Source organism: Fusicatenibacter sp., assembly GCF_977045365.1.
The window spans coordinates 43,767-69,431 of sequence record NZ_CDRRUH010000010.1; the positions used below are offsets into that span (position 1 = coordinate 43,767).

Genomic DNA, 25,665 nt, shown 5'->3' on the forward strand with positions numbered 1-25,665 from the left:
TGTATCTTTCATACAGCCCTATCTTCCGTTCGCTTTTGTGTTCTCTCCAATCACAGTTTAGATTCCATTTTCTCCCAAGTACCTGTCGGGAGTTTTGATTTTCTCATCTTGAAGCCATCCTTTCCAACATTTGCGGCTTTTGGCACCAGCGGCTGTGCTTATAATCTGCTCTCTATTTTAACGGGTTTTATTTGCTTTGGCAATGGTTCTTAATGGTTCTCTCTAAGAGATTCCTCATCATCAGGCGCAAAAACCCTCCCGCCGCACAGAGCACAAATCCCCGGGCAGGCACATTTGCAGGAGGGCTAAGGATCTTAGAAAGTTGGATTTTGCGTTGTCACAGAAAAAGGCACTGTTTGAGTGACAGCGAGTTTGCCTTTTTCTGCGACGCTTTTAGCAAAATTCAAGTTTCTTAGAGCCTCTTGCCTTCCGAAACAGTGCCTGTCCGGGGACTTGTGCTCTGTGGGGCGGGAGGCCTTTTACACCGTCCGTCCCCTATTTACTTAATACCCCGTCGACCGCCGCTTTCCATCCGGCATATTTTTTCTCCCGGATTTCATCGTCCATCTTCGGTTCATACACACTTCGTTTCATATTTCCCTCGAGTTTTTCCAGATCGTAGACCCCGGCTGAAATACCGGCCATATAAGCCGCCCCGATGCCGGAAAGCTCCTCCGCGTCCGGAATATTTACGCGTTTATTCGTAATATCACTCTGGAACTGCATCAGATATCCGTTTCGTGTCGGGCCGCCGTCTACACGGAGTTCCTCGATCCGCATGCCGGTATCCTGCTCCATCGCACGGACAAGGTCGGTGATCTGGTAGGCAATGCAATCGAGTGCCGCTTTTACCACCTCAGCTTTTCCTGTGGTGCGGGTAATTCCGCTGATCGATGCCGTTGCTTTCTCATCCCAGTACGGCGCGCCAAGCCCGGTAAATGCCGGAACCAGATACGTGCGGTCTGCCGGATTTGCCTCCCTTGCCAGTCCTTCCGTCTCTTTTGCCGAAGAAATCAGCTTCAGGTCATCCTTCAGCCAGGTAATCACAGCTCCGGTGTAGTTCAGGTTGCCTTCCAGCACATAGTCCACCTTGCCGCCTCTTCCCCACGCAAGCGAAGTCACAACGCCGTGGCTGCTCTGAATCGGCTTGTCTCCAATGTTCATCATCAGCGAAGAACCCGTTCCGTACGTTGCCTTGATCATACCCGGTTTTAAGCAGCCCTGTCCAAACAGCGCCGCATGCGAGTCACCTAATACACCACAGATCGGAACCGGCTCGGAAAACAATCCTTCCATCGTCGTGGTTCCATACACCGCATCGGAATCGCACACCCTGGCCAGCGCACAGACCGGAATCCCGAACATCTCACAGATCTTCTCATCCCACGCCAGCGTTTTCAGATTAAACAACTGCGTTCTCGACGCATTTGAAAAATCCGTCTTAAATGCATGATCCCCCGTCAGTTTGTAAACCAGCCAGCTGTCAATCGTACCCAGGCAGAGTTTCCCGTCTGCAGCACGTTTCTGTCTTTCTTCTCCGCCGTTTCGAAGCAGCCACGCCATCTTTGCAGCAGGAAAATAAGCCGAAAGCTGCAGACCCGTCGCCTCGCGGATCTCCTCTGCGTGCCCCTGCTCCGCAATCTCCTGCGCAATCCCGCTTGCGCGGCCGCATTGCCATACAATGGCCTCTTCCAGTGGTTCCCCGGTCGCCTTATCCCAGATCGCCGTCGTCTCACGCTGATTGCTGATGCCGATTCCGGCGATTGTTTCCGGTGCAACACCGGACTCTGCCACCAGCGTTTTTACCGTCTGTACGGTATTTCGGTAAATCTCATTCAGATCATGGGACACCCATCCCTTTTCATTGACAATCTGCCGGTGCGGCAGGTCGGTACGGCGGAGTAAATGTCCCTCCCCGTCAAAGAGCAGCGCTTTCGTTCCCTGCGTGCTCTGGTCAATTCCAATGATATACCTTTTCTCCATTTTTCCAGCTCCGTTCCTAAAATTTTATAAATATCCAGATCCCCATCTCGAATAACGCTGAATACACCCTGTTTTTCAACACACCATGCGTCATTTTCTATCGTCGCGGCATTCACCCTGCCCCTATAGGCAAGATCTTTGGCGATTACCACACATTCCAAAATCTTCCGCAGAACGATTTATTCCTAATTATATAGAAAAAGTTCCTGCGTTCCCGGATTTTCTTCCGCCCGGGCACGCAGGAACATGGCATACGCAGACCTGCGGCAGTTTACAGTTCCCTGCGGGCTATCACATTCACCGCTGATTCCATTTCTGGTTAAGCCAGTAATTCTTTCGCTTTTTTTGCAATGCCCTCGGCATTCAGTCCATAATAGTCAAAGACTTCTTTAGAAGTTCCCGTGATCACCGGTGCATCCGGCAGAGACATGTTGACTACCTTACGCGGGCACTCTGCGCCGACCACCTGGCTCACCATCGATCCAAGACCGCCGAATGGAGCGTGCTCTTCGATCGAAATGACAACTTTTGCCTTCTTTGCAGCCTCTACCAGGCCCTCTTTGTCCAACGGCTTCACACAGTACATATCGAGCAGTCCTGCGCTGATTCCCTCTTCTTTCAGCATGGCAACTGCATCCAGCGCCGGACGGACCATCTCACCGCAGGCTACCAGTAAAACATCGGTGCCTTCCGACAGAACCGTTGCCTTATCCATCTCAAATGGTGTATTTTCTTCGCTGTAAATATCCGCAACGGCATTTCTTCCCACACGGATATAAGCCGGTTTTTCATCGGTAAGAAGCGCCTCAACCAGTTTTGCTGTCTGGAAACGGTCGCTCGGCAGATAAACGCGCATGTTCGGAATGGCTGCCATTGCTGCGATATCCTGTGCAGAATGATGGCTCATGCCGAGTGCACCGTAGCTCACACCGCCGCTGATACCGATCAGCTTTACATTGGTGTTAGAGTATGCACAGTCAATCTTCGCCTGCTCATAGCTTCTTGTAGAAAGGAAGCACGCCGGAGATGCCGCAAATGCTTTCTTGCCGCATTTTGCAAGACCGGCAGAAACGCTGACCAGATCCTGCTCCGCGATACCCATCTCCACAAACTGCTCCGGATACGCATTTGCAAACGGTGTCAGGGAAGCACTTCCTCTGGAATCGCTGCAGAGTACCACGATATCTTTATCCGTTTCGGCATGTTTCATTAAAACCTCACAAATGGCATGTCTGTTTGGAATCTTGTTCATGACAGTGCCTCCTTTCTCTCATCCAGATCCTTCATGATCTGCTCTACTTCCTCCGGTGTCGGCACTTTATGATGCCACTCCGCCTTATTTTCCATGACAGAAGAACCACAGCCCTTCGTTGTATTTGCAATAATAACCGTCGGTTTTCCCTTGCAGTGTTTTGCCAGTTCAAACGCATGAACGAGCGCGTCCATATCGTTGCCCGGTACGGAAAGAACATTCCATCCGAACACTGCCCATCTTTCCTCCTGGCTGTCCTGTTTCATGACATCCTCGGTATTTCCGGAGATCTGCAGACGGTTGCGGTCTACGATCGCACAGAGGTTGTCCAGCTTGTAGTTTCCTGCGGACATTGCGCCCTCCCAGACAGAGCCTTCTGCCAGTTCGCCGTCACCCATAACGGTGTAAACACGGTAATCTTTTTTATCCATTTTTCCTGCCAGTGCCATTCCCACGCAGACCGGAAGTCCGTGGCCGAGAGAACCGGAGTTCATCTCGATGCCCGGCAGTTTATTGTTCGGATGGCCGATGTACGGGCTGCCGAATTTGGAGAATTTTTCGATGACTTCTTCCATCGGGAAAAATCCCTTTGCTGCAAGTACCGCATAATATGCCTCAACGGAATGACCTTTACTCATCACAAAACGGTCGCGGTCCGGGTCGTCCATGTTCTCAGGACTGATGTTCATCTCTTTAAAATACAGCGCTACAAGCACATCGATGACACTCATGTCGCCGCCGATGTGGCCGCCCTTGCCGGAAACTACCATTTCCACTACTTTCTTCCGCAGATCATACGCCAGACAACTCAATTCCTTGTATTCACTCATGATTTTCATTCTCCTCTTAAATATGCTTTGACATCTTCCTCGATCGGATCATATAAATCCGGGGCAATGCCGATGTATTTGCATGCTTCATACAGAACCGGCACAACGTTCTCGTGGATACCGACACAGTGGTGGATGTACGGTCCCTCCACGATTTTTGCCTCGAGGCGTTTCAGGTTCTGTACCTCAACCCATACGTAAGTTCCCTTCGTGTAAGGCCCCTTTACACCTTTTGCATTTCCAAGCAGCAGGGAGTACTCTCCGTTGTCTCCATCGAAACGCGCCAGTGTCATTTCACCTAATTTTGCCTGTGCCTCTACAGCGCCCGGATGGCTGAATGCCAGAGGATAACCGATCGTCGGTTTTTCCTGTGCAACAGAGATCGGCCACGGTCCGCAGTGCTGCAGCAGCTCGCCGTTCTCGTTGTCCGGGTGACGTACCGTCCAGTCAGCAAAGAAGCTTCTCTTGTCGTTTCTGCCGGCAGCCTCTACCATCAGAGCGGTGATGGCACCGTGGATATCGGTCTCACAGACAACCGGAATTCCCTCTTCGTTCAGCAGGGAGTTTGCCGCACACGGCATAATGCCGATCTCGCCCTGCAGTGCGTTCCAGCACTGGATCGCAATGGCATTGCAGGAATATTTGGCAGCCAGGTTCTTCATCGCAACCTTCAGAGCTGCTACATTTTCCAGCTCTTCCGGTTTGATTTTTACACACATATTGGTATTGCAGTAAGCAACGACTTTCTCTACCTCGGTGCCCTCTGCTTTTACTTTCTTCATCTCTTCGGTCAGCTCCGGAAGCGGAATCGGGGAAAGCTGAATATTGAATTTTTCCAGCAGCTCGCCCTCGTTGCACATCGTGGACCAGAAGTCGAACGGACGCGGTCCGATCTGAAGGATTCTGGTGTGACGGAAGGTATCTACCACATTACATACGGCGAGGAAATCCTTGATGCCGCGCTCAAATTCCGGATCGGTCAGACGACAGTTTGTCATGTAGGTGAACGGAACGCCAAAACGGCGCAGCACTTTTCCGGTTGCAAACAGGCCGCACTGGCTGTCGCGGAGACGCACACCGTTCTCATCCGGTCTCTCATCGCGCGGTCCCCAGAGGAGTACCGGAAGACCCATTTCTTTTGCCAGTCTTGCACAGACATATTCCGTGCCGAAGTTTCCGTGCGGGAAGAAAATTCCCTTTACGTTCTCACGGCGGAATTTCTCCTGGATTTTCTCACGATCCGCCTCATCGTAAAACAGCCCCTCCTCGTTGATGTCTGTGATATCAACAAATTCAACGCCGAGCTCTTTTAAACGCTCTCTCGTCAGGTTGGCGTATTTTACAGCATCCGGAGCGCTGAAAATACTTCTTCTTGTAGGTGCAAATCCGATCTTAACTGATTTCATATTCTTTTCCTCCACTTAATTGTTTTTAAATTTTGTTAAACTTTATTCTAAATTTTCCTGCTTTCTATGGCTCTTATATTACTAAATTCTTTTGAATTTGTCAATATCAATTCAACTTTATTAAATCTTTTTTAGTAATTTATACAAAAAAGAATGGCTGTTTTTATGCATTTCTTCATATTTCATTTTTTTACAGCTCAGAAGTTGACTTCTTTTTTAATTCATATTAAAATCAATGCATAAGTTTAATATTTTTCAGATAAATACTGAAATAAATTTCAACATCCCGCATGTAAAAACACACGAAAGCAGCGTGCGGGCTGATTTTATCGAACAGGAGCTGAAATTTTATGAATATTTCTGCGAAAGAACTGGCAAAGCTGATCAACGTATCGCCTGCCACGGTTTCTATGGTTTTCAATAACAAACCCGGCATCAGCGATGCCACAAGAGAGCTGGTTTTAAAAACCGCAGCCGAGTATGGCTATGCGCCGAAAAAAAATGAATCCTCCGGCGCTTCCTCCCGCATTATTCAGCTGGTCAATTACAAAAAGCACGGAAAGGTTGCTGCCGACACACCGTTTTTCTCCCAGCTGACCGAAGGAATTTCCACCGAATGCACCCGCCAGGGCTGTGCGCTTCATATCTCCTATTTTTATGAGACCATGGATATTGACAGCCAGCTCGATGCACTCCGCGCTGTGGACTGTGAGGGCATTCTGCTTCTTGCAACCGAAATGGCTCCGTCCGATTTCCGCAAGTTCCGCGATTTTTCTGTTCCGATCGTTGTCGTGGACTGCTATTACGATGAGCTTGATTACGACTGCGTTCTGATCAACAACATTCAGGGTGCGTTCAATGCCACGAATTATCTGATTCAGTGCGGACACAAAAACGTGGGCTACTTTCATTCGAACCTCGACATCAGCAACTTCTCCGAACGCGCCGACGGCTACTACAAAGCGCTCCGTGCAAACGGTATCAGCACCTCGCATCCATATGTCCACCCGGTTTCCCCTACCTCGGACGAGGGCTACCGCGACATGCTGCGCCTTCTCGAGTCGAAAGCTCCGATCGCAGATGCTTACTTTGCCGATAATGACATCATCGCTGCGGCCGCCATGCGTGCGCTGCGTGAAAACGGCTACCGTATCCCGGAGGATGTCTCCATCATCGGCTTTGATGACGTTCCGATGTGCGATATGATGGTTCCTCCGCTTTCCACCATGAAGGTCCGAAAACGCGAGCTTGGCGCCACTGCCGTCCAGCGTCTGCTTGACCGCGTAGCCGATCCGAAACGCGAGTGTCTGAAAATGTGCATGGCAACCAAGCTGGTGAAGCGCCAGAGTGTTTCCAGACGTTGACATTTTCACAAAAATCCTGTATGATAGCATTGCTGTCGGAGGGCAAGAATACATGAAACAATCATGATAGGTCTGCCGGATAAGAAGTCAGGTGAAATTCCTGTATTTCTTATCCGGCTTTTTGTTTTTTCAGATCCATGCGAAAGTTCCGAAAAGAACACAAATCCTGTTTACATGCGTGTTTTCTTCTGAAATTTCACAGATCGATGTGCAGATCTGAGTTCTTCTGCTGCTCCGCTTCTTTTACATACATTTACATATGGGAGGTTTTTCTTATGAATCATGACATGACAACCGGCCCGGTATGGAAAAAGCTTCTGCTTTTCATGCTTCCCGTATTCGGCGCCAATCTGCTTCAGGCACTGTATGGAACCGTCGATCTGATGGTCGTCGGCCAGTTTGCCTCCACAGCAGATGTTTCCGCTGTTTCCACAGGCAGCATGACCATGCAGACCATCACCGGTATCATTACCGGCCTTACGATGGGCTGTACCGTCCGCATCGGCCACCTGATCGGCCAGAAAAACAAGGAAAAGGCCGCTTATACTGTTGGAACCACACTTTCACTTTTTCTCGGCCTCGGTATTCTGCTTGCTGTCCTGATCTGTATTTTTGCAGGGCCACTCGCCTCCGTTATGAATGCGCCTGCCGACGCTTTTCCAGCAACGGTAAGCTATATCCGCATCTGCGGCATCGGCATTCTCGCGATTGTCCTGTTTAATGCCTCTAGCGGTATCTTCCGCGGCATCGGCGATTCCAGAACGCCGCTTCTCCTGATGCTGATTGCCTGTATCATCAACATCATCGGCGATCTCGTTCTCGTCGGACCGTTTCACATGGGTGCTGCAGGTGCGGCGCTCGCGACGGTACTTGCACAGGCGGTCAGCGTTGCCTTTGCAATTCCGATGATTCTGAACAATGGTCTCGGATTTCCTTTTGGCCGGAAAAATTTTGGTATTGACCGGATGGAGTCCACCTTTATCCTGCGCTATGGCCTGCCGATCGCCGCACAGGAGGCGCTGACCGGCGTTTCCTTTATGGTGATTCTTGCCATCCTGAACGGCTTCGGGCTTGTCGCATCCGCGGGAGTCGGCGTTGCCGAGAAGATCTGTGCACTGATGTTCCTGATCCCCGGAGCTGCGATGGCCGCTGTCTCCACGTTCTCCGCACAGAATATCGGTGCCGGAGAATACAAACGCGCCCGCTCAGCGATGTACCTTGGCATGATCTGGACTGTCGCTGTGGGGCTTGCCGTCTTTTTGTTCAGCTTCACCCACGGTGCGCTTCTTGCCCGCCTCTTCTCGGATGACAAAGAAGTCATCGCGGCCGCAGCCGATTATCTCCGCTCCTACGCGGTGGACTGCGTAATCGTCGGCATCAACTTCTCGATGATGGGATATCTGAATGGAAACGGAAAAACGTTTTTTGTGGCACTGCAGGGAATTTTGAGTACATTCCTGGTGCGCATTCCGGTTTCGTATTGTATGAGTAAAATCGCCGGTGTTACGCTGTTCCAGATCGGTTTTGCAACACCGCTGGCGACGCTGTTCGGTATTATTCTGAATATCGTTTACCTGATCCACTTTGAGCGCACGCGGCGTGCAAAGCAGACGGCATAACGCAGATTGTTTTTTTCATCTGCCTAAAAAGCAGAAAGACATCCTGTTTCACAGGTTCCCTGCGGACTGTGATTTTCTGGTTCGTCTCTCTGCTCTTTTTTTTGCATTTCTTCCTTCTGCTGTGCTATAGTAATCTTACACGCATGGATGTGAACCATATATTCTGTTCCAAATGTCTGGACCCCAGTTGCAATGTTCCGTCTGTTCTCAAAAATCAGATGGCAGAAGCCCTTCAGGCTGTGCCGCAAGTCAGCACTTTCTGTCATCGTCTGTTTTCGAAAGGAGTTTTTCTCATGCAGTCTGCAAATGACCTGAAACAGCTTTTATTCAGTATCAATCACAAAAGCTATCCTGCCTATAAAACCACCCGCGGTACCTATCAGTTTCCGCGCTACACACTCTCCATCGACCACGTGCAGGGCGATCCGTTCGCCGCTCCGTCGCGGGTCAGCGTTCATGTCAGCGGCAAAACCGCTGCGTTTCCTGCTTTTCTCTACGACACGTATGAAAAGCGCGTCGCCCTCCAGGATTACCTGCTGCGCCAGTTTGCGCGCGCCATCGCACCGTATTCGTTCCGCGCAAAGGGTTCCGGCAAAAGCGGTCTGCTGGGGATAAGCCGCTGCGGCCAGGAGATTCTGGAACGCACAGCCTGCGTTTTGAATGCTTCCGACGGCAGTCTTGTCGTCAACATGGAGATCGGCTTTCCGGCCAACGGCCGCACCATCGCCTCGCAGGAGCTGATCCGCATTCTTTTCGACTTTCTGCCCGGCTGCGTGGAAAAATCGCTGTTCTACCGCGCTCTGGATCCGAAAGCATGCGCCAATGTCGCCCGTCTCTGTGAGGACCAGCAGGCGATCCGTTCCGCATTAAAAGAAAAAGGGCTTACTGCCTTCATCGCCGACGGCTCCATTCTCCCGCGCGAGACCGGTGTTTCCGATCTGCCGATGAAGCACGCCGTTCCGTTCACCTCACCGGAATCCCTGCGTGTTACCCTCGATCTTCCGAACCGCGGACCTGTTTCCGGCATGGGAATTCCACTCGGTGTCACCCTGATCGTCGGCGGAGGCTTCCATGGAAAATCCACCCTGCTGCAGGCTCTTGAGCGCGGCGTATACAACCATATCGCCGGGGACGGCCGCGAATACGTCATCACCGATGCAAGCGCCATAAAGCTCCGTTCCGAGGACTCCAGAAGCATCAGCAATGTCGATATCTCCCTCTTCATCCACGATCTTCCCGGAAAGAGCGACACCACCTCATTTTCGACTGCCGATGCCAGCGGAAGCACCTCACAGGCTGCCAATGTCATCGAGGGCATCGAATCCGGCACGAGCCTCTTTCTGATCGATGAGGACACGTCCGCCACCAACTTTATGGTGCGCGATGAGCTGATGCAGCGCGTCGTTGCAGACAGCGAGGAACCGATCACACCGTTTATCAGCCGCGTGCGGGATCTGTATGAGAAGCTCGGCATCTCGTCGATTCTCGTTGCCGGAAGCTCCGGTTCCTACTTCCACGTGGCGGACACTGTCATTCAGATGAAAGAATACGTTCCTTATGACATTACGGATCGCGCGAAAACCACAGCCGCAGAGTTTCCGCCGTTTACTGCCTCCGTGCGCCCTTTTTCCGTTCCATCCCTCCAACGCCGCCCGCAGCCGGGCAAAGGCCTGACGGGAAGTGACCGCACGAAAGTCAAAGTGATGGGACGGGAATCCATTCTCATCAACAAGTCTCTGACGGATCTGCGCGCCGTGGAACAGCTCACGGACAGTGAACAGCTGAACGGGCTGGCTGCGCTCCTTTTAGAAGCCGCCGGACACAAAATGGACGGTAAGAAAACACTGGTGCAGGTGGTGGATCTGCTGGAAAAACAGATGGACGAAAAAGGCCTTGCTTCTCTTCTCGCTCCGGGAATGCCAGGCGACCTGGCACGGCCGAGACGGCAGGAGATCTTTGCATGCCTGAACCGGTGCAGGGAGCTGCGGTTCTGAGAAAATTTGTAACCATTCCATTTTTTATGTCAAAAAGCCACATCGAGATGCAACACAGCGGCATCTCGATGTGGCTCTGAATCGTTTCAATTTTTGCTATAACACGCTTTTTTTGTCAGCTGGTTTTTCAGAATCAGACAGCATACGTATTGACCAGCTTTTTAAATTCCGTTACAGACATTGCCATGCAATCGGCGGCATCCTGAATGCTGATCGTTCCTTTTTTAATAAGTTGGATAGTGCTTCAATCCTGCCTTTTTCCATGCCTTCTTTCATCCCGTCTTCTCTGCTGTCTGCCATCATTTCATCAATTGCCTGACACATGTCTACTACCTCCGTTTCTTCTGAAATTCTGAATTTTGTTCCTGTCACCGCCTGAATGACTCTCGCCGCGTTTATCTCCATGGTCATCCGTGGATTATTTTCCACAAGCTTTCTCAGCTTTTTCTTATCCTTATAGCAATCCCCGAAAATAATGCAAAAAATTCACGCTCTGCGGTGCTGAATTTTTTGCATTATTTTCGGGGATTGCTATAAGTGGACATCCGGCCACTCCATCATTTCATGCAGAGATTTTGCTGTTACTCAGCCCGCCATAATATAAATCATATCCGTTTCTTTGTTGTTCTGCACCGTTTCATCCCAGGTGATATGCAGAATATAATAGTTCACATAATTCCCATTTTTATCTGGTATTTCATCCGGAAGTTTTTCCTGACTGGTTGTCTTCCAATAAAGAGGCTCTGCTGACACCTGAACATTACTATATTCTCCATACGTTTTCCTATGATAATCTTTTGTTGCATAGTTATTTGTTGTCTCTTTATTTAAATAGTTTCCTGCCAACTCACTATCTTTTCTATAGTAATCCCCCAGATAAAAAATGCTTCCATCCATTGCCTCCGTTTCTATAGATGCCTTATCAATTTCATACGAAAATCCAATATTCGTAGTATGTGCCAGCTGAAGATGATAATCCAGTCCCGGCTTTGTGCTGTACACACAGAATACAACATCTTTATACTTCTGCGCCCCGGAAACGTCAATATTGCTCAGCTCCAGCTGCTGGATCGGTTTTGCATCTCCGGCTCCGATCAGCAATGCGTTTGGCATATTTACTTTCGTTATCGTCTCCATGCTTCGATGCATATACAGCCAGGCAAAAACCGGCAGCGCCAGAAGGGCAGAAAACGCCAGAATCACAGATATGACAACCCGTTTTTTCCGCGTCAGCCGCATCCTGTGCTTCCCCTGCCTGCCCTCATCCTGCTGTCTCTCTGTCTGCTCCTTCATGGAAGCACCTCCTTCTTTGCCACGTTTTTGTCCGGTTTTACTGCGCATCCAGTTTCAGCTGTACATACTGGACATTTTTCCCAAGGTACTGGTCTGCCGAATCATAATAAGCCGCGACCATAGAATAGAGAGCCGGATTGAATTTCTCCCGTATCTGTGAAAGCGTATCTTTTGTAACATTCTCCTGAAATTTTGCAGAATCTTCCCACCGGAAATAACGGTTCGACGATGAATTCTCCTCCACTTTGCCCATCGTCTCAAACAGGTTCTCCGGCAATGCAGAAAGTGCATTCTCCTCACTTGATGGATCTTCCGGAAACAGCAGCGGATTCTTTCCGCTATAGCCATCTGCTTTTCTCAGATACGACTCCAGCCTTTCCGGCCAGATCCAGTATATCGTAACCGGATAAGCAGTGTTTTTTTTGGCATTCGCATTGTTCCAGGTCAGCTTTCCACTCTTTACTTCAAGGACAGCCGCTTCCGTTTCACTGTCAGACTTCATACTCCACTCTCCTGCATCCCGGGATATCCAGCCTTTATAGCAACCCGCCGCTTCATTGTATCCCGCAAACAAAAGAACGTGTCCTTCCAGCAATTGCTGCAGCGACGGATCCGTAACTTCCGTTAAATCATTTTTTGTCACATTCTCCTCATTCTTTTTGTTATCCGCTATCTGATATCCGGTCAGAACCAGATCTAACGTTACTTTAAGCGGACCATCCTTATTGGGAATGATGTAAAATGTCATTTTTCCATAAGACCCCGGCTCAATCCCTGTCGGCTTTCCATCCTCACCCGTATTGTTCATATTGCTTTCCGATGTAACAGCCCAGCAGATGGAAGTGTGGCTTCCATCGGTAGACCAGTATTTTTTCCCGTATATCTCTCTTGAGGCTCCAGGGGATACTGTCAGCAGTTCGTCATACCTGCCTCGATCTGCAGATGCATCACTTTTTGTCCCTGCCGCGGCAAGATCGAAGGGCATATCCGCAGGCCGGATAGCAACGCCAGTCGCATCGACCCTGGTATTGCTGACAAACCATGCAATACTTGCAACGATCATCACAATGAAAGCTGCAACAACAATGATTCCCGTCCGGAAAAAGATTTTCCACTGGTTTTTCAGAAGTTCTATCTGTTTCTGCGCTTTCTGCCGGTATTCTTCTGCCGTCAGCTCTTCTTTTTCTCTTTTCCAGTGCATCCCTTTTTACCTCGCTTCTGTCCCATTTTTTATCGTTACCGTCCGCCACTTTCCGGCGAACGGCAACATTTTGTCTGTTGCCAGATCGCTTAATTAGATGTTGGGGGCAAAAGGCTTTTTGACCTTTTGACCCTGGTATCTTAATTATGGTCTATCATGTCCTGATAGATCCGGGCATTGGTATAGATGATATAATCCGTTGCTTTCGTACCATCCAGTTCATTTCCGTTTTTATCGAGCAGAACCGCAGTCAGGCGCACTCTGTAATTTGCATAAGTATAGCTATTTTGTTCAAATTTCTCGCCGGTCAATGGCGTAAAGGTAAATTGCGCAAACTGGTGCTTCGTATCGTCCGAGACAAAATCGTTCTTCCACTGATATGCTTTATCACCATTTCCGGAAGCATCATCTGATTTTGCATCTTTGACAATATTCTGGAGATAAGCTCCAATTTCCAACGGGTTTGTTTCATCATAAGTTCCATTCTCATTTTTCTGGAACAATTCCATTTTATAGCGGATGGCTGCAGCCTTGGAAAGAGTTTCTGCATCCACATTGGAATAATCATAATCTGCTCTTGTATAGATCATGTCGGAACGGTTCTTTGCTGCATCACTCGGGTTGACTCCAAGCTGCTGCGTCGTATCTCCGATTCCGGTTCCATCTACGCTGGAATATCTGAGGATGGCTTTGGATGGGTTTGTAATGTAATAACGATTTTTATCGTCTGCCGTTTTTTTATTTTCTGTAATCGGCAGCTGCGTGGATGTATTGGCAATCCGTGACACACCAACAACGGATGTACCACTATCTGTATCTGCGATTCCCCTCACCGGAAAATCATCCACGCCATCATAAGTAAGCATGATTTCAGCTGTAACCGTTATCGCATTCTTCTCACTGTCGGCCTTTTCCAATGCACTTTTCAACTTGCTGCTTCCATATCGAAGCGACATCGTTTCAAGTCCGGCTGCGTTTGAATTCTTATCTTCTTCTGAATGGATTTCTGTTCCATCTGATTCTGAAAGCTGATATATATATTGGATGTTTTCTGTACCGATTACACCATTGATTCCAGCCGCATTTTCCAAATATTTTTTCAGACTGATATCAAACTCGTGATAAACTTCGGAAGGTCCAAGTGACTTGAACTGAGCCCGCCCTGCCTCTGTCAGCCACAATTTACCTGTCAGCGTAATTTTGATACCATCTCCATTTTCCATCGCAGTATCTCCCATCGGACTTCCATTATGAATACGACAGGTGGAAATACTGAACGTCTGCTGAACTCCATTGTATACTACGTAAGCAGAACTATCCGCATCCTTATCCGATTTAATGACAGCTGGCAGCGTACCTTCCTTGCGTGACATTGTTGCGGCATACAATCGGTTGTTTACAATGGACACTCCATCTGTCTTTGGAATCTGAATGGTAAGATAGTACTCTTCCTTCCATTCCTGTGAATTCAAAGAAGTATCCGTTTCTGGTATTATCACCCGATATTTTTCTGCATCTTTGTCCTTTTCTTCCGCTTTCCGGTAATAGTCTGCGCCGATTCTGACCGTTGCTTTGGACGGATCTGTCTCCTTCACATAATAGGTTGTTCCATCGTTCGGTTCCGATACCAGATCTGCCTTCAGCCCGAGTAAATCGCAGATATAAACCGGAGCGAATTTCTGAGTTGTCTGATCTTGACCGATACTGCCAGGCACTGTCATATTTGCAAGGTTAAAGCTGTGCAAATCCTCGTTTCCGTCTGTCATATAAATATAATACTGTTTGGTCTGCCTGTCTACCAACGTCAGCCTCGTTCCTTCCGGGAGCAGTTTTTTTGTATTACCCGAACTGCCCGATGCCAGCTCCAGAACCTTGTCATAATACCACAGCAGATTTTCACCATTGTCCAGCATGGACTGCCAGTCTGTCTCTTTCTCATAGCTGTATTCTATCAATGCCGTCAATGGTTCATTGAAGTCTGCGGTTGCATAATGATCTCTGCTTGTATCTGTCATAAGATAATCCAATGCACAGTAATCCGTTCCTGCAAGAAACCTTGTTTTGAAATTGATATAGAGAACCTTTTTCACAAGTACCGGAATGTACAGATGGAAAACATGTTGGTTTGTAGTGTCTGTCGGATCTGTGTAGGTCACATCCAGCAATGTAAACTGACTGCACTGGTTATCATATGCATTCGGAACGATGCTGATTTTCTTCGCATTGCTGATACTTAAGCTTGTATCTTCTTCGCTCTTAGCTGTGAAAGAATTCTTTGTAGCATCCCACTGCCAGGTTGTTGCGGTAATGCTCTTAATCTGTTGTTTCGCATCTGTTCCGCTGCTGACATTCGTCATGGCAGCTATGTAATTCCAGGTCATCGTATCCACATCCGCTGTATTATTTACCACAAGTACCGGGAAATCAACCTTCTCGTTCACGGTGGTAGTGGAACTTTCTTCTTTCCTGTACGTCGTCACGTAGGCATCATTGGTCGTATCTGAGAATTTCACAAATTTTGCTTTGTTCTCCAGTAAATTCCAATAGACATCCGAAGCAGGTGTCTCTGCCTGTAAGCCGTTTAAAATTGCACTGGCTGTTGTACTGCCTTCTTGCATTCCAACACCATTACCGGTCATAACTGTGCCGTCCGCAAAAGGTACCTCACTTTTCGGATTGACATCCAGCCATGGGCTGGCAGATGAAGATGGTTTGTCAGTGGAATTAATCGGCTGATAAGTCTGATCCACAAATGCATCTGCATAAATGATCGCAGCAGTTCCATTTTTTGTACCGATATCCTTCTGTGGGAAGACATTCCCCTGAAGGGCAACTGCTACCAGATTGACTGTACCATTTACTCCGACTTTACCAATCCAGAAACCTGAAGTATTTATCGGTTGGATATTTGCAGTCGATAACTCATCTACCTTCGCTTTGTTATTATAACCAAATTTACAATTCTTTGCTAACAGATTATATCCACTGACTTTGTTACTGTACTTATTCTTATCATTGTTTTCTGTATTACCAACTAACAATGCTGCGTATCCTTTATCATTATAAGTTACTCCAATCACATTAAAAAACTCTATATTGGATGCCTTGATACTGCCATCCATAGCTCCGACAAGACCACCTGTATACCGACCAAGAATGTTCACATTTTCTTCCTGACAATTTTGAAATGTGGCTGTTCTGTTCGGGTTGACATATCCAATAAATCCACCGATCCAGTTCATATCTGTCTTAATATTGATATTTTCTTCTCTACAGTCACGAATTGTCACATCTACAGCTGAATAGCCTACGAAACCACCGGTAAATTGCTGACCATTGATGGACGAATCCGACACAATCTTTACTTCTGAAATCGTCAGCGGTCTTTCGTGAAATCCGATAATACCTCCCGTGCAGGCGCTTGAAGTTTTCTGGTTGGAATTGATCTCTAACGTAATCTTCATAGAAGCAAGGGAACATTTCTTCACTTCGAGCGCACCATCTTTTCTGCCTGCTGCCAGCAAACCTCCAAGATCTCGCAGATTCTTACCTGAAACACTTAAATTTTGTGTGTTTACATTCTCTACTTTTACAGAACTGTAATCATTTGCGCCCACAAGACCACCGGCAGCAGCTGTACTAAAGCTCTCTGCATGTGTAGTAACAGACAATTGTTCTACATCATTCACAGAACTATCTTCATTTCCGGTAATTGACAAAGTACCATAACCAATATTCCATCCAACTAATCCACCTGTACTTCCATCGTTATAAACCCATTTTGTTACCTTTTCGTTCTGGATCGTCCAGTTGGTAAAAGATACATTCCTTTTCGCTCCACTATATCCATCGATATAACCAATGGCTCCACCCGTCATAGTACCACCATACACGTTTATATTTTTCAGATTAAACTGATCAAAGGTTACAATACCACTGGAATTGGCAGTTCTTGCAGCAAAACCTCCTGCCCCTATATGCACTTCCGGATTCGTTCTTTTTGTCACATACGTTAACTTACTATTTGCATCAAATAATCCAAGCTTAACGTTTCCTGATATCTTAAGACGCTTCACCTCACACCCATTTGTAAAGTGAAAATCCACAAATAATCCGGCACCCTGATTGCGCCATACACCAGTACTGTATTCTGTATGATAATCATTCTGATTCATATTTAAGGTAATCACCGTATCTTCTGTCCTGTCGGTGTTGATGCTCTGAATCAACAGATTGCGGCGATATACTTTTGGGATACTGCAATTGGTATTCCAAACATTCTTATTCTCCCCATAACTGCATCCAATTCCCCGGAATCCATTGCCATAAGCAGTCATATCAATGCTTTCTACACTGAATGTAAGATTAACCGGGATATTCGTAGCTGTCTTTGTATCACTGCTCTTTCCTGCCAGCCTTGCTGCTGTGGTATCTGTTGTATAGTTCTTCACCAGATAAGAAACTCTTTTTTTTTCATCATCACTTTCTGCGGAACCTGCATTTCCACCCCAGTATTTTTCATCTGCAAGCCTTGTACCTGCATCTGTTCCTGCATCTGTTCCGATTCCTTCATACGTCGCAGTACGTGGTTTTCCATACTGATACGCATCAACCACCTCTTTGTCTACATCCGTATAATTCCCTGTAGAATCCATCGCTCCTGCACCGCTGTTTACAATTGCGGACAGCAGCCACAGTCCCTGTGCAGACGTTACAGCAGCGTTTAATACACCTTTTTCCTCGGATACCGTCAGGCCCGTTTTCCCTTTCTCTAACTTTGGAATAGTATAGTTTTTATCGGTATTGTTTACAGTACAGTTTTCTGCACATGCATAGCCATCTAATACACGACCAACATAAGGGTTGCGATAGAAATAGTCACCGCCATCTGTAGTTGATTTACCATCGGGTGTATCATCCTTTAACATATTTACTGTTTTCTTTGTACCGGCCGCTTCCGCACATACCGTCGTAAAGGTATTGGTTGTTTTATCCATATTGCGGAACACCACACCACCGCCGGTTTTCTCATAGTCGTCATCTTTTGTTACATGGGTTGCCCCACCAACCAGACCGACATATCCTCCGGCTGCTATTAACTGTTCATAGTCACCGCTAAATGATACTGTGTTTTTGCTATACTGTACGGACACATGATCAATAATGGTATCACCACCCATGCAATAACCGATAACTCCGCCAAAGAATGGCTTTTTCGCTGTTCCCGGCAAATTCACAGCCTGCATCTGAATCTTTGCATCTGAATAGTCCACCGTCAGATCTTTTACTACGCTTCCACGGCTGTAGGCAATTAGACCGCCGAAGCTGTCTTTGTTCTCGTTCGATCCTTTCATCCTTACAGTGATGGAATTGCCGTTATCAGATGAACCAACAATCACACCGCTGAATGGTTTCGTCAGTGTACCAAGTCCGCTGAAGGTTTCTGCGGAAATCGTAATGTCTTTCTCGATTTTGTAATACGCATTTAACAGATAGCTGGTTGCTTTAGCTGTATCTATTGTATCTGTTGTATCTGTTGCTCCATCCGCTTTCCATGCATTATTTTCCCATGTACAGGTAATATCCATGCCTGTAATATCAGAAGTAGCTTTCCCCTGCGTATGGTAGTTCTCCGCTGTCTGTGTCTGACTTTCCAGGACTTTTGAATTAAATACTATCTGGAAGTTTGAAATACTGTCTGGTTTACTGATATAAGAATACAGTGAACTCAGCTGAAGTGCATCTTCAATAATATACGGATCCCCATAGGTACCGCAGCCTTTCAGCAGGCCAGTAGATCTCTGGTTGATATCCAGCTCATATGTACTTTTCTCAATATTCTGTGCTACCCTGACATAACGAAGAAAATTCGTGTCCTTATATCTGCCTTTCACATAAGCTTCATCCGCATTTTTATCCCTCTCATCTGTGATATAGCTGTCCACATCATAGTACTGATACTGCTTATCCGGATTTCGACCAGTTGTCCCTGTATTCGTCAACTCCACACCATAAGTAACTTTATTATCGGTACTGTTAAAGTTATACGTACCGGAACCATCGGAAGAATACATAAAGTACTCCATAAGGATTGCCCTGGTAAATATCGTATGAGTTGTGTGATACTCTACCTTCATGGTTCCATTATTCCACACAGAGGTAGATTTTTCTGGATCTTCGTCTACACGTCCGTCCAGTGCAATATCGGAAAATGAAAGAGTCAGTTTGGATGCTGTCTTGTCACCGACGGAGCCGACCAGACTGGTTGCAGCATACGCAGTTTCTTGATTATTGCCCTCTCCTGTCATGTATTTTGCACTGGTGGAGAGCTTATCCACGGTCAATTTTGCTGCTTTTGCAATTCGATTGATCAGAAGTGGCGCATAGGTGATGCCATTGTCTTTTTCCACCCCTGTCACTCTGATTCCATCCAATGTTACATTTTTCAGAGTGATTCCAACAATGTTGCTGATCGGATTTCCGATGGCACTTCCATAAATCAGTGCACCGGAATTATATTGTTTACTGTTGTCTGAACCGTCTGTATTTTCTTCACGTTTAAATTCTTCTTTTCCTACCACACCTGCAAAAGAAGTCTTATTTACCAGCACACCATGAGAAGTGTTATAGAACAATCCGTGCTGCATCAGGTAATGCTGATGTTCTGCATCCGAGAACGATTTATTTGTTCCTTCTATCGTATTCATTGCATCGTAGGCAAAGGTCAGGTTTGTATCTGAACCAGTATTACTTTCCGAACCAATATGTACCGGGGTAAGCGGTGTCACCGGATAATACGAATATCCATCCAGATTCAGGTTTCCGGATATGCTTGTCACAAAAATATTATCTGGTGTACTGATGATTTCCTTTCTGAAACACGTTCTGATATTTTCTGCAGCATACTGGGCTGCACTCCACAAAACTAAATCCGGTTCCGAAGTGATCGTTTTAAGATCCGTTGTATACTTGTCTTTTCTGTAGCTGTCCAGGTTATAGTAGTATCTTGTCTTTGTGTTTCTATAATTTCCTATCTGACCCGTGTATGTATTTGTTGTTGTACTGCCTTTATCAATCAAAGCTGCTTTTCCACTGCCGTCACGTACTGCAAGGGAAACTACTGCATTGCTGTTCCCGGCATCATCAAATCTGGTAATGCCAGCCAGTTCATCAAAGTACTCTGAATTGCTGATGTTCAGGGCAACTGCACCCTCGTTAATTCTATAAGCGGAATCCGTCGCACTTCCCCATGTGCCCACTTCCAGATAGAGGGCAGTGGTTGTCCTAGTCTTGTCTGCATTCGTTTCTGTAAGCAGACCGGTTCCCACCAGCAGACCACTTGGAGTGTCTTTCTCTGATTTTCCTGTGAAAGTATTTGCTTTATTATCTGTGCCTGTCGTAAATACAATGCTGTCCTTTGCAGTTGCATTCCAGTATCCGGTTGCCTGATAGACAAGTCCACCAAACTGGGCAGTGCCTGCATTTAGCGTCGAGCCTGATATGGTCACTCCGGCATTCGCAGCAAACTCAACATTCGTATTCTTCCACTGGTAGCCCAGCAGACCGCCGCTGGTTGTGGCTGATGATGTTGTGACCGTCTCACCATTTACCGATAATCCAGAAACCTTTATCGTGCTGGAGCTTGCCTTGTTATTCGAATCTTCCCCACGGCTGACTGCAATCAAACCGCCGACATTGGCATTGGATTGCGATGCAGATGTAATGGAACCGCTTAAGGTCGTGTTACTTACAGTTACGGTACAGCCCCCCATCACTTCCGCCGCAAGACCGCCGATTCTGTGATTGTCGGTATCACGTTCATCATCAAGGCTCGCAGTGTCCCCCCATGTACAATTTGTAAAGATTAACGTACTTCCTTCGCATCGAGCCAGAAATCCTCCCTGCCAGGCCAGAAGCTTCTTTGCATCTGTTGCTTCTTCTGTTACAGAACTCCTGGTATTTACTGTAACATTGTTGAATTCTGTCTTTCCACTTGCCAGGCCTATTGCCCCTGCGACAAATGCCGGATATTTGATGTTTTGTTCTTCCTGATTTACCGTCTTCTTCGGTATTTTACAGATGACATTACCACCAATCGTAAGATCGGAAATTATTACATCCCCGGCAAATGGAATCAGTGCCAGACTGTAATGTGTATCTCGCTGGTCGCTTCGCTTTGCATAGAGCTGTCCGGCTGCATTATTACCTTCAGAAATGTTGTTGCCATATGTAGCTCCAATATCCAATGTAATCGTATGCTTGCCACCATCCAGCGTTCCTTTGAACTGATGTGCACTCTTACCTTTCTCTACATTATCCTTACCGATGCCAATAATACCTGTATTGGTAAGATTCACATCTCCGGTCAGATTTACTGTCTGTTCCTTGTCTCGATCCACCTTACTCTTAAGATTCAGTGCCTCCGTCTTTCCTGTATTGGTCGTGGAAAACTCGAATGCCAGCGCATATGCCGCAAATTGATTTGCACCGCTGATATCCGCCTTAGTTCCATTCTTTACAGAACTGTTTATCGTAACAGTATGAGCTACTTCATTAAAGGTAAAGACTCCATCTTCGCCTTCAGACAGATTTCCCCCAAGTCGAATCACAGCCCCCCAGTTTCCAATATCTGAGCCGCCTCGATTCGTGCCGGAATAACGGGTCAGGCTCCAGCCTTTTCCATCTGCATCCAGACCATTACCATTTCCAAGAGCATAGATCAGACCATTTTCATTGCATCCCACAATCTGTCCTACATGGTTATAGGCAGTTGTAATCTTCTGATTCTCTAAATTTGTCTTTCCATGAAGGCGCAGTACCCCCTTTACCAGATAACCGACCAGACCGCCATGACCTTCCACCTGATCTGCTCCGTTTGCAAGATCATTACCATCTGCTGTAGTTATTGTCACATTTCCCACATTGAGGAAACCGTCATTCAGCTTTCCCACCAGACCGCCAACACTTGTGGTATTACTGTTTTTCATATCTGCTGTGGAAGCAGACACATTTTCGATTTCCACATAACTGCTGCCGGATACAGCACCGATCACTCCACCATACGTGGCATTTGCTTTGCTTCCACCTGTGGAAACTGCCCTGATATCTGAACCAGCAGCGTTGGAAGTTCCTTTTATGGCCAGTGTATTTTTCATAACGGCTGCACTATTTTCATCTGTACTAGCTACAGTATCATAGGCTCCGATCAGTCCGCCCAGATTTGTTACTTCGCTCTCACTGATCACGTTTGTCGTGATATCCCTTGTCGTCTTTCCTGAGACAACCACAGTAGTAGAACTTGTACTGGTATTTTTCAGCACGCCAAATAATCCGCCGACATTTTTGCCACCGGATACAGTAATGCTGTGAAACTCATATTCAGAAAGATCGTAGCTGATTGAATTGCCAGCACCGTCATCAGTGCCGCCTTTCGTAACCAAATACTCACCAATCAGTCCGCCTGCTGCTTTTTCACTGCCTGCCTTTAAAGTAAGTGTATCTGCAAACGTAAATTTTCCAGCATCCGCTTCGTTTTCTCCATTTTTTGCCTGAACGCTGATCTTTCCATCTGTCACGCCTCCGACCAGTCCTCCGGCATTTCCGGACGCAGAACTTACCTGCGCTGCAGAAGTTCCGGCAATTGTTAATTGGCTGTCTGCTTTCATCTGGCCGACAAACCCGCCCGCATCTGCTCCTGATGCGGTTGCTTCGACACTAACCGTATTCTTATCATTATTATTAAAAGTCGCAGTCAGGGATGCTCTCGGTTCCATTGTATTACAGAATAAACCTGTATGACCCTCTCCGCTGACTTTCAATGAGTTTGAGAAATTATTTGTAAAAGTTATCTCTGCACTGCTGCCTTCTTCCATCGTGCCAATCAAACCGCCGATTGCTGCTTCTTGTATCCCATCAGAATTCAAATTGCTAAGTACAACCGTTGAAGTTAATTTTTTACCATCTCCACTATTTTTCAGTTTTTCTGCCAAAAGTGGTTTCGTGGTGGTGGAAAAATCCTTTGCAAGGCTAAAGGAAATCGAATCCAGTTCTGCTTTCGTTGAAAGCGCATGAAACAATGCTTTCGTCGTGGTTATTGAGAATTTTTCTGCTGATGTTTTTGTATCAAATTCAAATTTTCCTTCATACGGATTGTTATCATCACCCAGTCCCAGAAAGCTATAGGCCGTTCCTGCAATCTCTGCCGTTCCCGTAAGATCCCATCCTGAAGTTGTAACCAGGTTTATTGTATACCCTTTATATTCTGAAGGATTCACATTGGATAACAGGATTAATCCGATTCCATCTGTTACCGTTATTGTCCGGGTAGTTGCATCAACTTTTAATTTTTCTTTTGCTTCGTCATGTGTAGCAAGTTCAACTGCCTCATTCATTGTCAGCGTCGGAGTCTGGTTTTCCGCATCCGCCGCTACGGATGCGGCATCTGCCGCTACGGATGCGGCATCTGCCTTGTTTTCCACATCGCTGCCGTCCTGCCGGTTCTGGCCGTCATTTTCTGCAGCCTTGGACTCTGTTTTCTGCTCTGCACTTTCTGACACTGCTGTGTCGTCTATCTGGCTGCTGCTCTCTACGGAATCTGTGCTGTCCTGCTGTGTTTCCTTTTCTGCTGATCCTGTTTTTTCTGTCTCGCCGCCTTGTTCCGCAGATCCAGTCTCTTCTGTCTCGCTGTCTTTTTCTGTAGATCCAGTCTCTTCTGTCTCGCCGTCCTTTTCTGATGGTTCCGCGCTGTCTGTCCGGGTTTTTGTCCCGCTCTGCTCTGTACTTTCCGTCTGTCCTCCGGTTCCGCCATCTTCCCCTGCATCTACAGAGCCTGTCCCGGTATCCAGAATGGATTCGCCTGCTGCTTCTTCCGATACGTTCTGCGTTCCCGTGCCTTCTTCTGCCCCTGCCAGTGCCGATGCCGGTGTCGTCAGTACCATGCAGACTGCCATTCCGGCCGCTACCATACGCTTCATCCAGTTTATCTTTTTACGTACTCTCATTTTTATCAATCCTATCCTGCCTGTAAAAATAGTAGGAGACATTTATAATCCACCCATTTTTCTAACTCACCCTGCCCCTTCTGCTTTCTTTTCCTGGTAGGAAACAGTAACAAGACTTCCAAAAGAAATCCAGTTATTTTCTTTCTCCTCTAACGGTTTGTCCGGGTTTCTGTAAAACTGGAACTGGATCGCGGTTGTCGAAGCGTCCACATCAAATACATACGAATGCTTCCCCTGCTCCGGGACTGTGGTATTCTTCCCACCTATTACAGTCCAGCTGCTCAGCTGCAGCTTATCATCCCATGTGACCGTCACCTTTCCTTCTCCATTTCCTGATATTTCATAATTGAATGCATCGTAATCCGATGGTTTCTTGTTAATTGTTGAATCAAGGAATTTTCCCGTCCAGTTTTTTGTCACTTTGTAATCTGCAAACGAAAGAACCGCTGCCAGTTTCTGTGAATTTACTGCGTCTGCCGAACTGGAATCCGGTTCCGCCGTTATCTGGATTTTGATCTTGTCTTTCAACGCTTTTGGAATCTGGAAGGAATAACTGTTTTTTTCTGCTTTTCCCGCTGCCAGTTTCTGGTCTTTCAGGGTACATGTTCCATCCGCATCAAATTTAGTACTATTCATCGTGATTTCTTTAATTCCATCCGGAAGGTTTTTTCCGCCGTCTGTGGCAGTCAGGACTGCTTTGACTTCGTAGGTAATGTTCTTCGGGTTATAAAGAGTCTCATCGCCCCACACATAATTGCACACGATTACCGTAATGCTATAGTAATTGTCACTTTCCGCGAGTGAAATCCGTTTCACCGGAGGATTTTCATCCGTCAGGCTTATCAGTGACAGATAATTCGAACCAAACATTGTATCGCTCTGTGTTCCTGTCGATACGACACGCTTTACACTCTGAAAATTGGTGTACGCCGCGAAGCTTCCGCCCACGACAAGAATCAGCACTCCCAGAACAAAAATCGCTCCGGCAGGACTGCCATACCGGATCCGTTTTCCTGTTTTTTTCTTCATTTTAATCTCCACTCTTTTGTGCCATCTATGTTTTCTATTTTACCCATCACGCCTTAAAAATGCAAGCATTCATTACACTTCACAATAAATTCAATAAAAAAAGTACAGAACAAGCCGAATATCTGTTCTGTACTTTATATGTTTTCTATCTTATTCGGTGAACCTCAAAAAACTATACTTTACTTCCCCTTCCTCTCATCGTAAAGCTGAAAGAATGGTTTTCTTAACCTTTTCTGCATCAACAGGCTTTGCAATATGTCCGTTCATTCCTTTTTCCAATGCCTTTTTTCTGTCTTCCTCAAATGCATTGGCGGTCATAGCTATGATCGGAATACCGGCTTTTTTCTTATCTTCCAGTCTTCTGATGGCCTGAGTTGCCTTATATCCATCCATGTTCGGCATCTGGATATCCATAAGGATCAGATCATAGGTTCCTGCCGGTTTCTGTTCCATTCTTGCCACACATTGAACTCCATCCTCAACACGGTCAACCATAAGTCCCATATCCTCCAAGATAAACTCTGCGATTTCCGCATTCAGGTCATTATCCTCAGCCAGCAGAACATGTTTTCCGCTGATCCTGTCTGTTTCCTCTGTATCCGGGGACGGATCCGTATCCTGCTCGTAGTAACCCTTATCAGCAATCCTGTATTCCATGATAACTGTAAATTTGCTTCCTTCTCCCAGCTTACTT

General features: G+C 46.9%; 13 protein-coding genes. 3 read left to right on the forward strand and 10 right to left on the reverse strand.

Annotated elements, in window-relative coordinates; genetic code table 11:
* Window positions 1–495: 495 nt before the first annotated feature.
* From ACY2VW_RS04055 to ACY2VW_RS04070, 4 genes are all read right to left on the reverse strand, one after another.
* Window positions 496–1,983 (reverse strand): FGGY-family carbohydrate kinase, encoded by a 1,488-nt coding sequence (locus tag ACY2VW_RS04055; RefSeq protein WP_461877135.1) that lies wholly within the window; start codon window positions 1,981–1,983, stop codon window positions 496–498.
* Window positions 1,984–2,302: 319 nt separating this feature from the next.
* On the reverse strand, window positions 2,303–3,235 hold the full coding sequence (locus ACY2VW_RS04060; protein ID WP_461877137.1) for a transketolase family protein: 933 nt from the start codon (window positions 3,233–3,235) through the stop codon (window positions 2,303–2,305).
* The gene (locus ACY2VW_RS04065) at window positions 3,232–4,065 is read right to left on the reverse strand and encodes a transketolase (RefSeq protein ID WP_461877138.1); all 834 of its coding nucleotides are present in this window, start codon (window positions 4,063–4,065) and stop codon (window positions 3,232–3,234) included. The genes ACY2VW_RS04060 and ACY2VW_RS04065 overlap by 4 nt, the downstream gene beginning before the upstream one ends.
* 5 nt (window positions 4,066–4,070) lie before the next feature.
* Window positions 4,071–5,471, reverse strand: coding sequence for an L-fucose/L-arabinose isomerase family protein (locus tag ACY2VW_RS04070; protein ID WP_461877139.1), 1,401 nt, complete (start codon window positions 5,469–5,471; stop codon window positions 4,071–4,073).
* Between the two features lie 350 nt (window positions 5,472–5,821).
* Here ACY2VW_RS04070 and ACY2VW_RS04075 point away from each other — a divergent pair, with 350 nt between their 5' ends.
* The 3 genes from ACY2VW_RS04075 (at window position 5,822) to ACY2VW_RS04085 (ending at window position 10,448) form a co-directional block, all read left to right on the forward strand.
* Window positions 5,822–6,835 carry a LacI family DNA-binding transcriptional regulator gene (locus tag ACY2VW_RS04075; protein WP_461877140.1) on the forward strand — a complete coding sequence of 338 codons (1,014 nt, stop codon included), beginning with the start codon at window positions 5,822–5,824 and terminating at the stop codon, window positions 6,833–6,835.
* 275 nt (window positions 6,836–7,110) lie between these two features.
* The gene (locus tag ACY2VW_RS04080; protein WP_461877141.1) at window positions 7,111–8,454 is read left to right on the forward strand and encodes an MATE family efflux transporter; all 1,344 of its coding nucleotides are present in this window, start codon (window positions 7,111–7,113) and stop codon (window positions 8,452–8,454) included.
* A 293-nt stretch (window positions 8,455–8,747) separates the two neighbouring features.
* Window positions 8,748–10,448 carry an ABC-ATPase domain-containing protein gene (locus tag ACY2VW_RS04085; RefSeq protein ID WP_461877142.1) on the forward strand — a complete coding sequence of 567 codons (1,701 nt, stop codon included), beginning with the start codon at window positions 8,748–8,750 and terminating at the stop codon, window positions 10,446–10,448.
* A gap of 171 nt (window positions 10,449–10,619) precedes the next feature.
* On the opposite strand, the gene ACY2VW_RS04090 is transcribed toward ACY2VW_RS04085, so the two are convergent.
* From ACY2VW_RS04090 to ACY2VW_RS04115, 6 genes are all read right to left on the reverse strand, one after another.
* Window positions 10,620–10,877 carry a hypothetical protein gene (locus ACY2VW_RS04090; RefSeq protein WP_461877144.1) on the reverse strand — a complete coding sequence of 86 codons (258 nt, stop codon included), beginning with the start codon at window positions 10,875–10,877 and terminating at the stop codon, window positions 10,620–10,622.
* Between the two features lie 156 nt (window positions 10,878–11,033).
* Complete coding sequence (locus tag ACY2VW_RS04095) at window positions 11,034–11,741, reverse strand: hypothetical protein (protein ID WP_461877145.1); 708 nt, start codon at window positions 11,739–11,741, stop codon at window positions 11,034–11,036.
* Between the two features lie 37 nt (window positions 11,742–11,778).
* Window positions 11,779–12,942: a hypothetical protein gene (locus ACY2VW_RS04100; RefSeq protein ID WP_461877146.1), complete on the reverse strand. Its 1,164-nt coding sequence runs from the start codon at window positions 12,940–12,942 to the stop codon at window positions 11,779–11,781.
* A 140-nt stretch (window positions 12,943–13,082) separates the two neighbouring features.
* Complete coding sequence (locus ACY2VW_RS04105) at window positions 13,083–23,420, reverse strand: hypothetical protein (RefSeq protein WP_461877147.1); 10,338 nt, start codon at window positions 23,418–23,420, stop codon at window positions 13,083–13,085.
* A gap of 588 nt (window positions 23,421–24,008) precedes the next feature.
* A complete protein-coding gene (locus tag ACY2VW_RS04110; RefSeq protein ID WP_461877148.1) occupies window positions 24,009–24,971 on the reverse strand; it encodes a hypothetical protein in 963 nt (320 codons plus the stop codon).
* Window positions 24,972–25,166: 195 nt separating this feature from the next.
* The coding region (locus tag ACY2VW_RS04115) for a response regulator (RefSeq protein WP_461877149.1) at window positions 25,167–25,665 on the reverse strand (499 nt) is incomplete at its 5' end.

Coding starts and splice junctions, on each gene's coding strand:
- ACY2VW_RS04055 (WP_461877135.1), bottom strand. CDS start 1,983: ATGGAGAAAAGGTATATCATTGGAATTGACCAGAGCACGCAGGGAACG.
- ACY2VW_RS04060 (WP_461877137.1), bottom strand. CDS start 3,235: ATGAACAAGATTCCAAACAGACATGCCATTTGTGAGGTTTTAATGAAA.
- ACY2VW_RS04065 (WP_461877138.1), bottom strand. CDS start 4,065: ATGAGTGAATACAAGGAATTGAGTTGTCTGGCGTATGATCTGCGGAAG.
- ACY2VW_RS04070 (WP_461877139.1), bottom strand. CDS start 5,471: ATGAAATCAGTTAAGATCGGATTTGCACCTACAAGAAGAAGTATTTTC.
- ACY2VW_RS04075 (WP_461877140.1), top strand. CDS start 5,822: ATGAATATTTCTGCGAAAGAACTGGCAAAGCTGATCAACGTATCGCCT.
- ACY2VW_RS04080 (WP_461877141.1), top strand. CDS start 7,111: ATGAATCATGACATGACAACCGGCCCGGTATGGAAAAAGCTTCTGCTT.
- ACY2VW_RS04085 (WP_461877142.1), top strand. CDS start 8,748: ATGCAGTCTGCAAATGACCTGAAACAGCTTTTATTCAGTATCAATCAC.
- ACY2VW_RS04095 (WP_461877145.1), bottom strand. CDS start 11,741: ATGAAGGAGCAGACAGAGAGACAGCAGGATGAGGGCAGGCAGGGGAAG.
- ACY2VW_RS04100 (WP_461877146.1), bottom strand. CDS start 12,942: ATGCACTGGAAAAGAGAAAAAGAAGAGCTGACGGCAGAAGAATACCGG.
- ACY2VW_RS04110 (WP_461877148.1), bottom strand. CDS start 24,971: ATGAAGAAAAAAACAGGAAAACGGATCCGGTATGGCAGTCCTGCCGGA.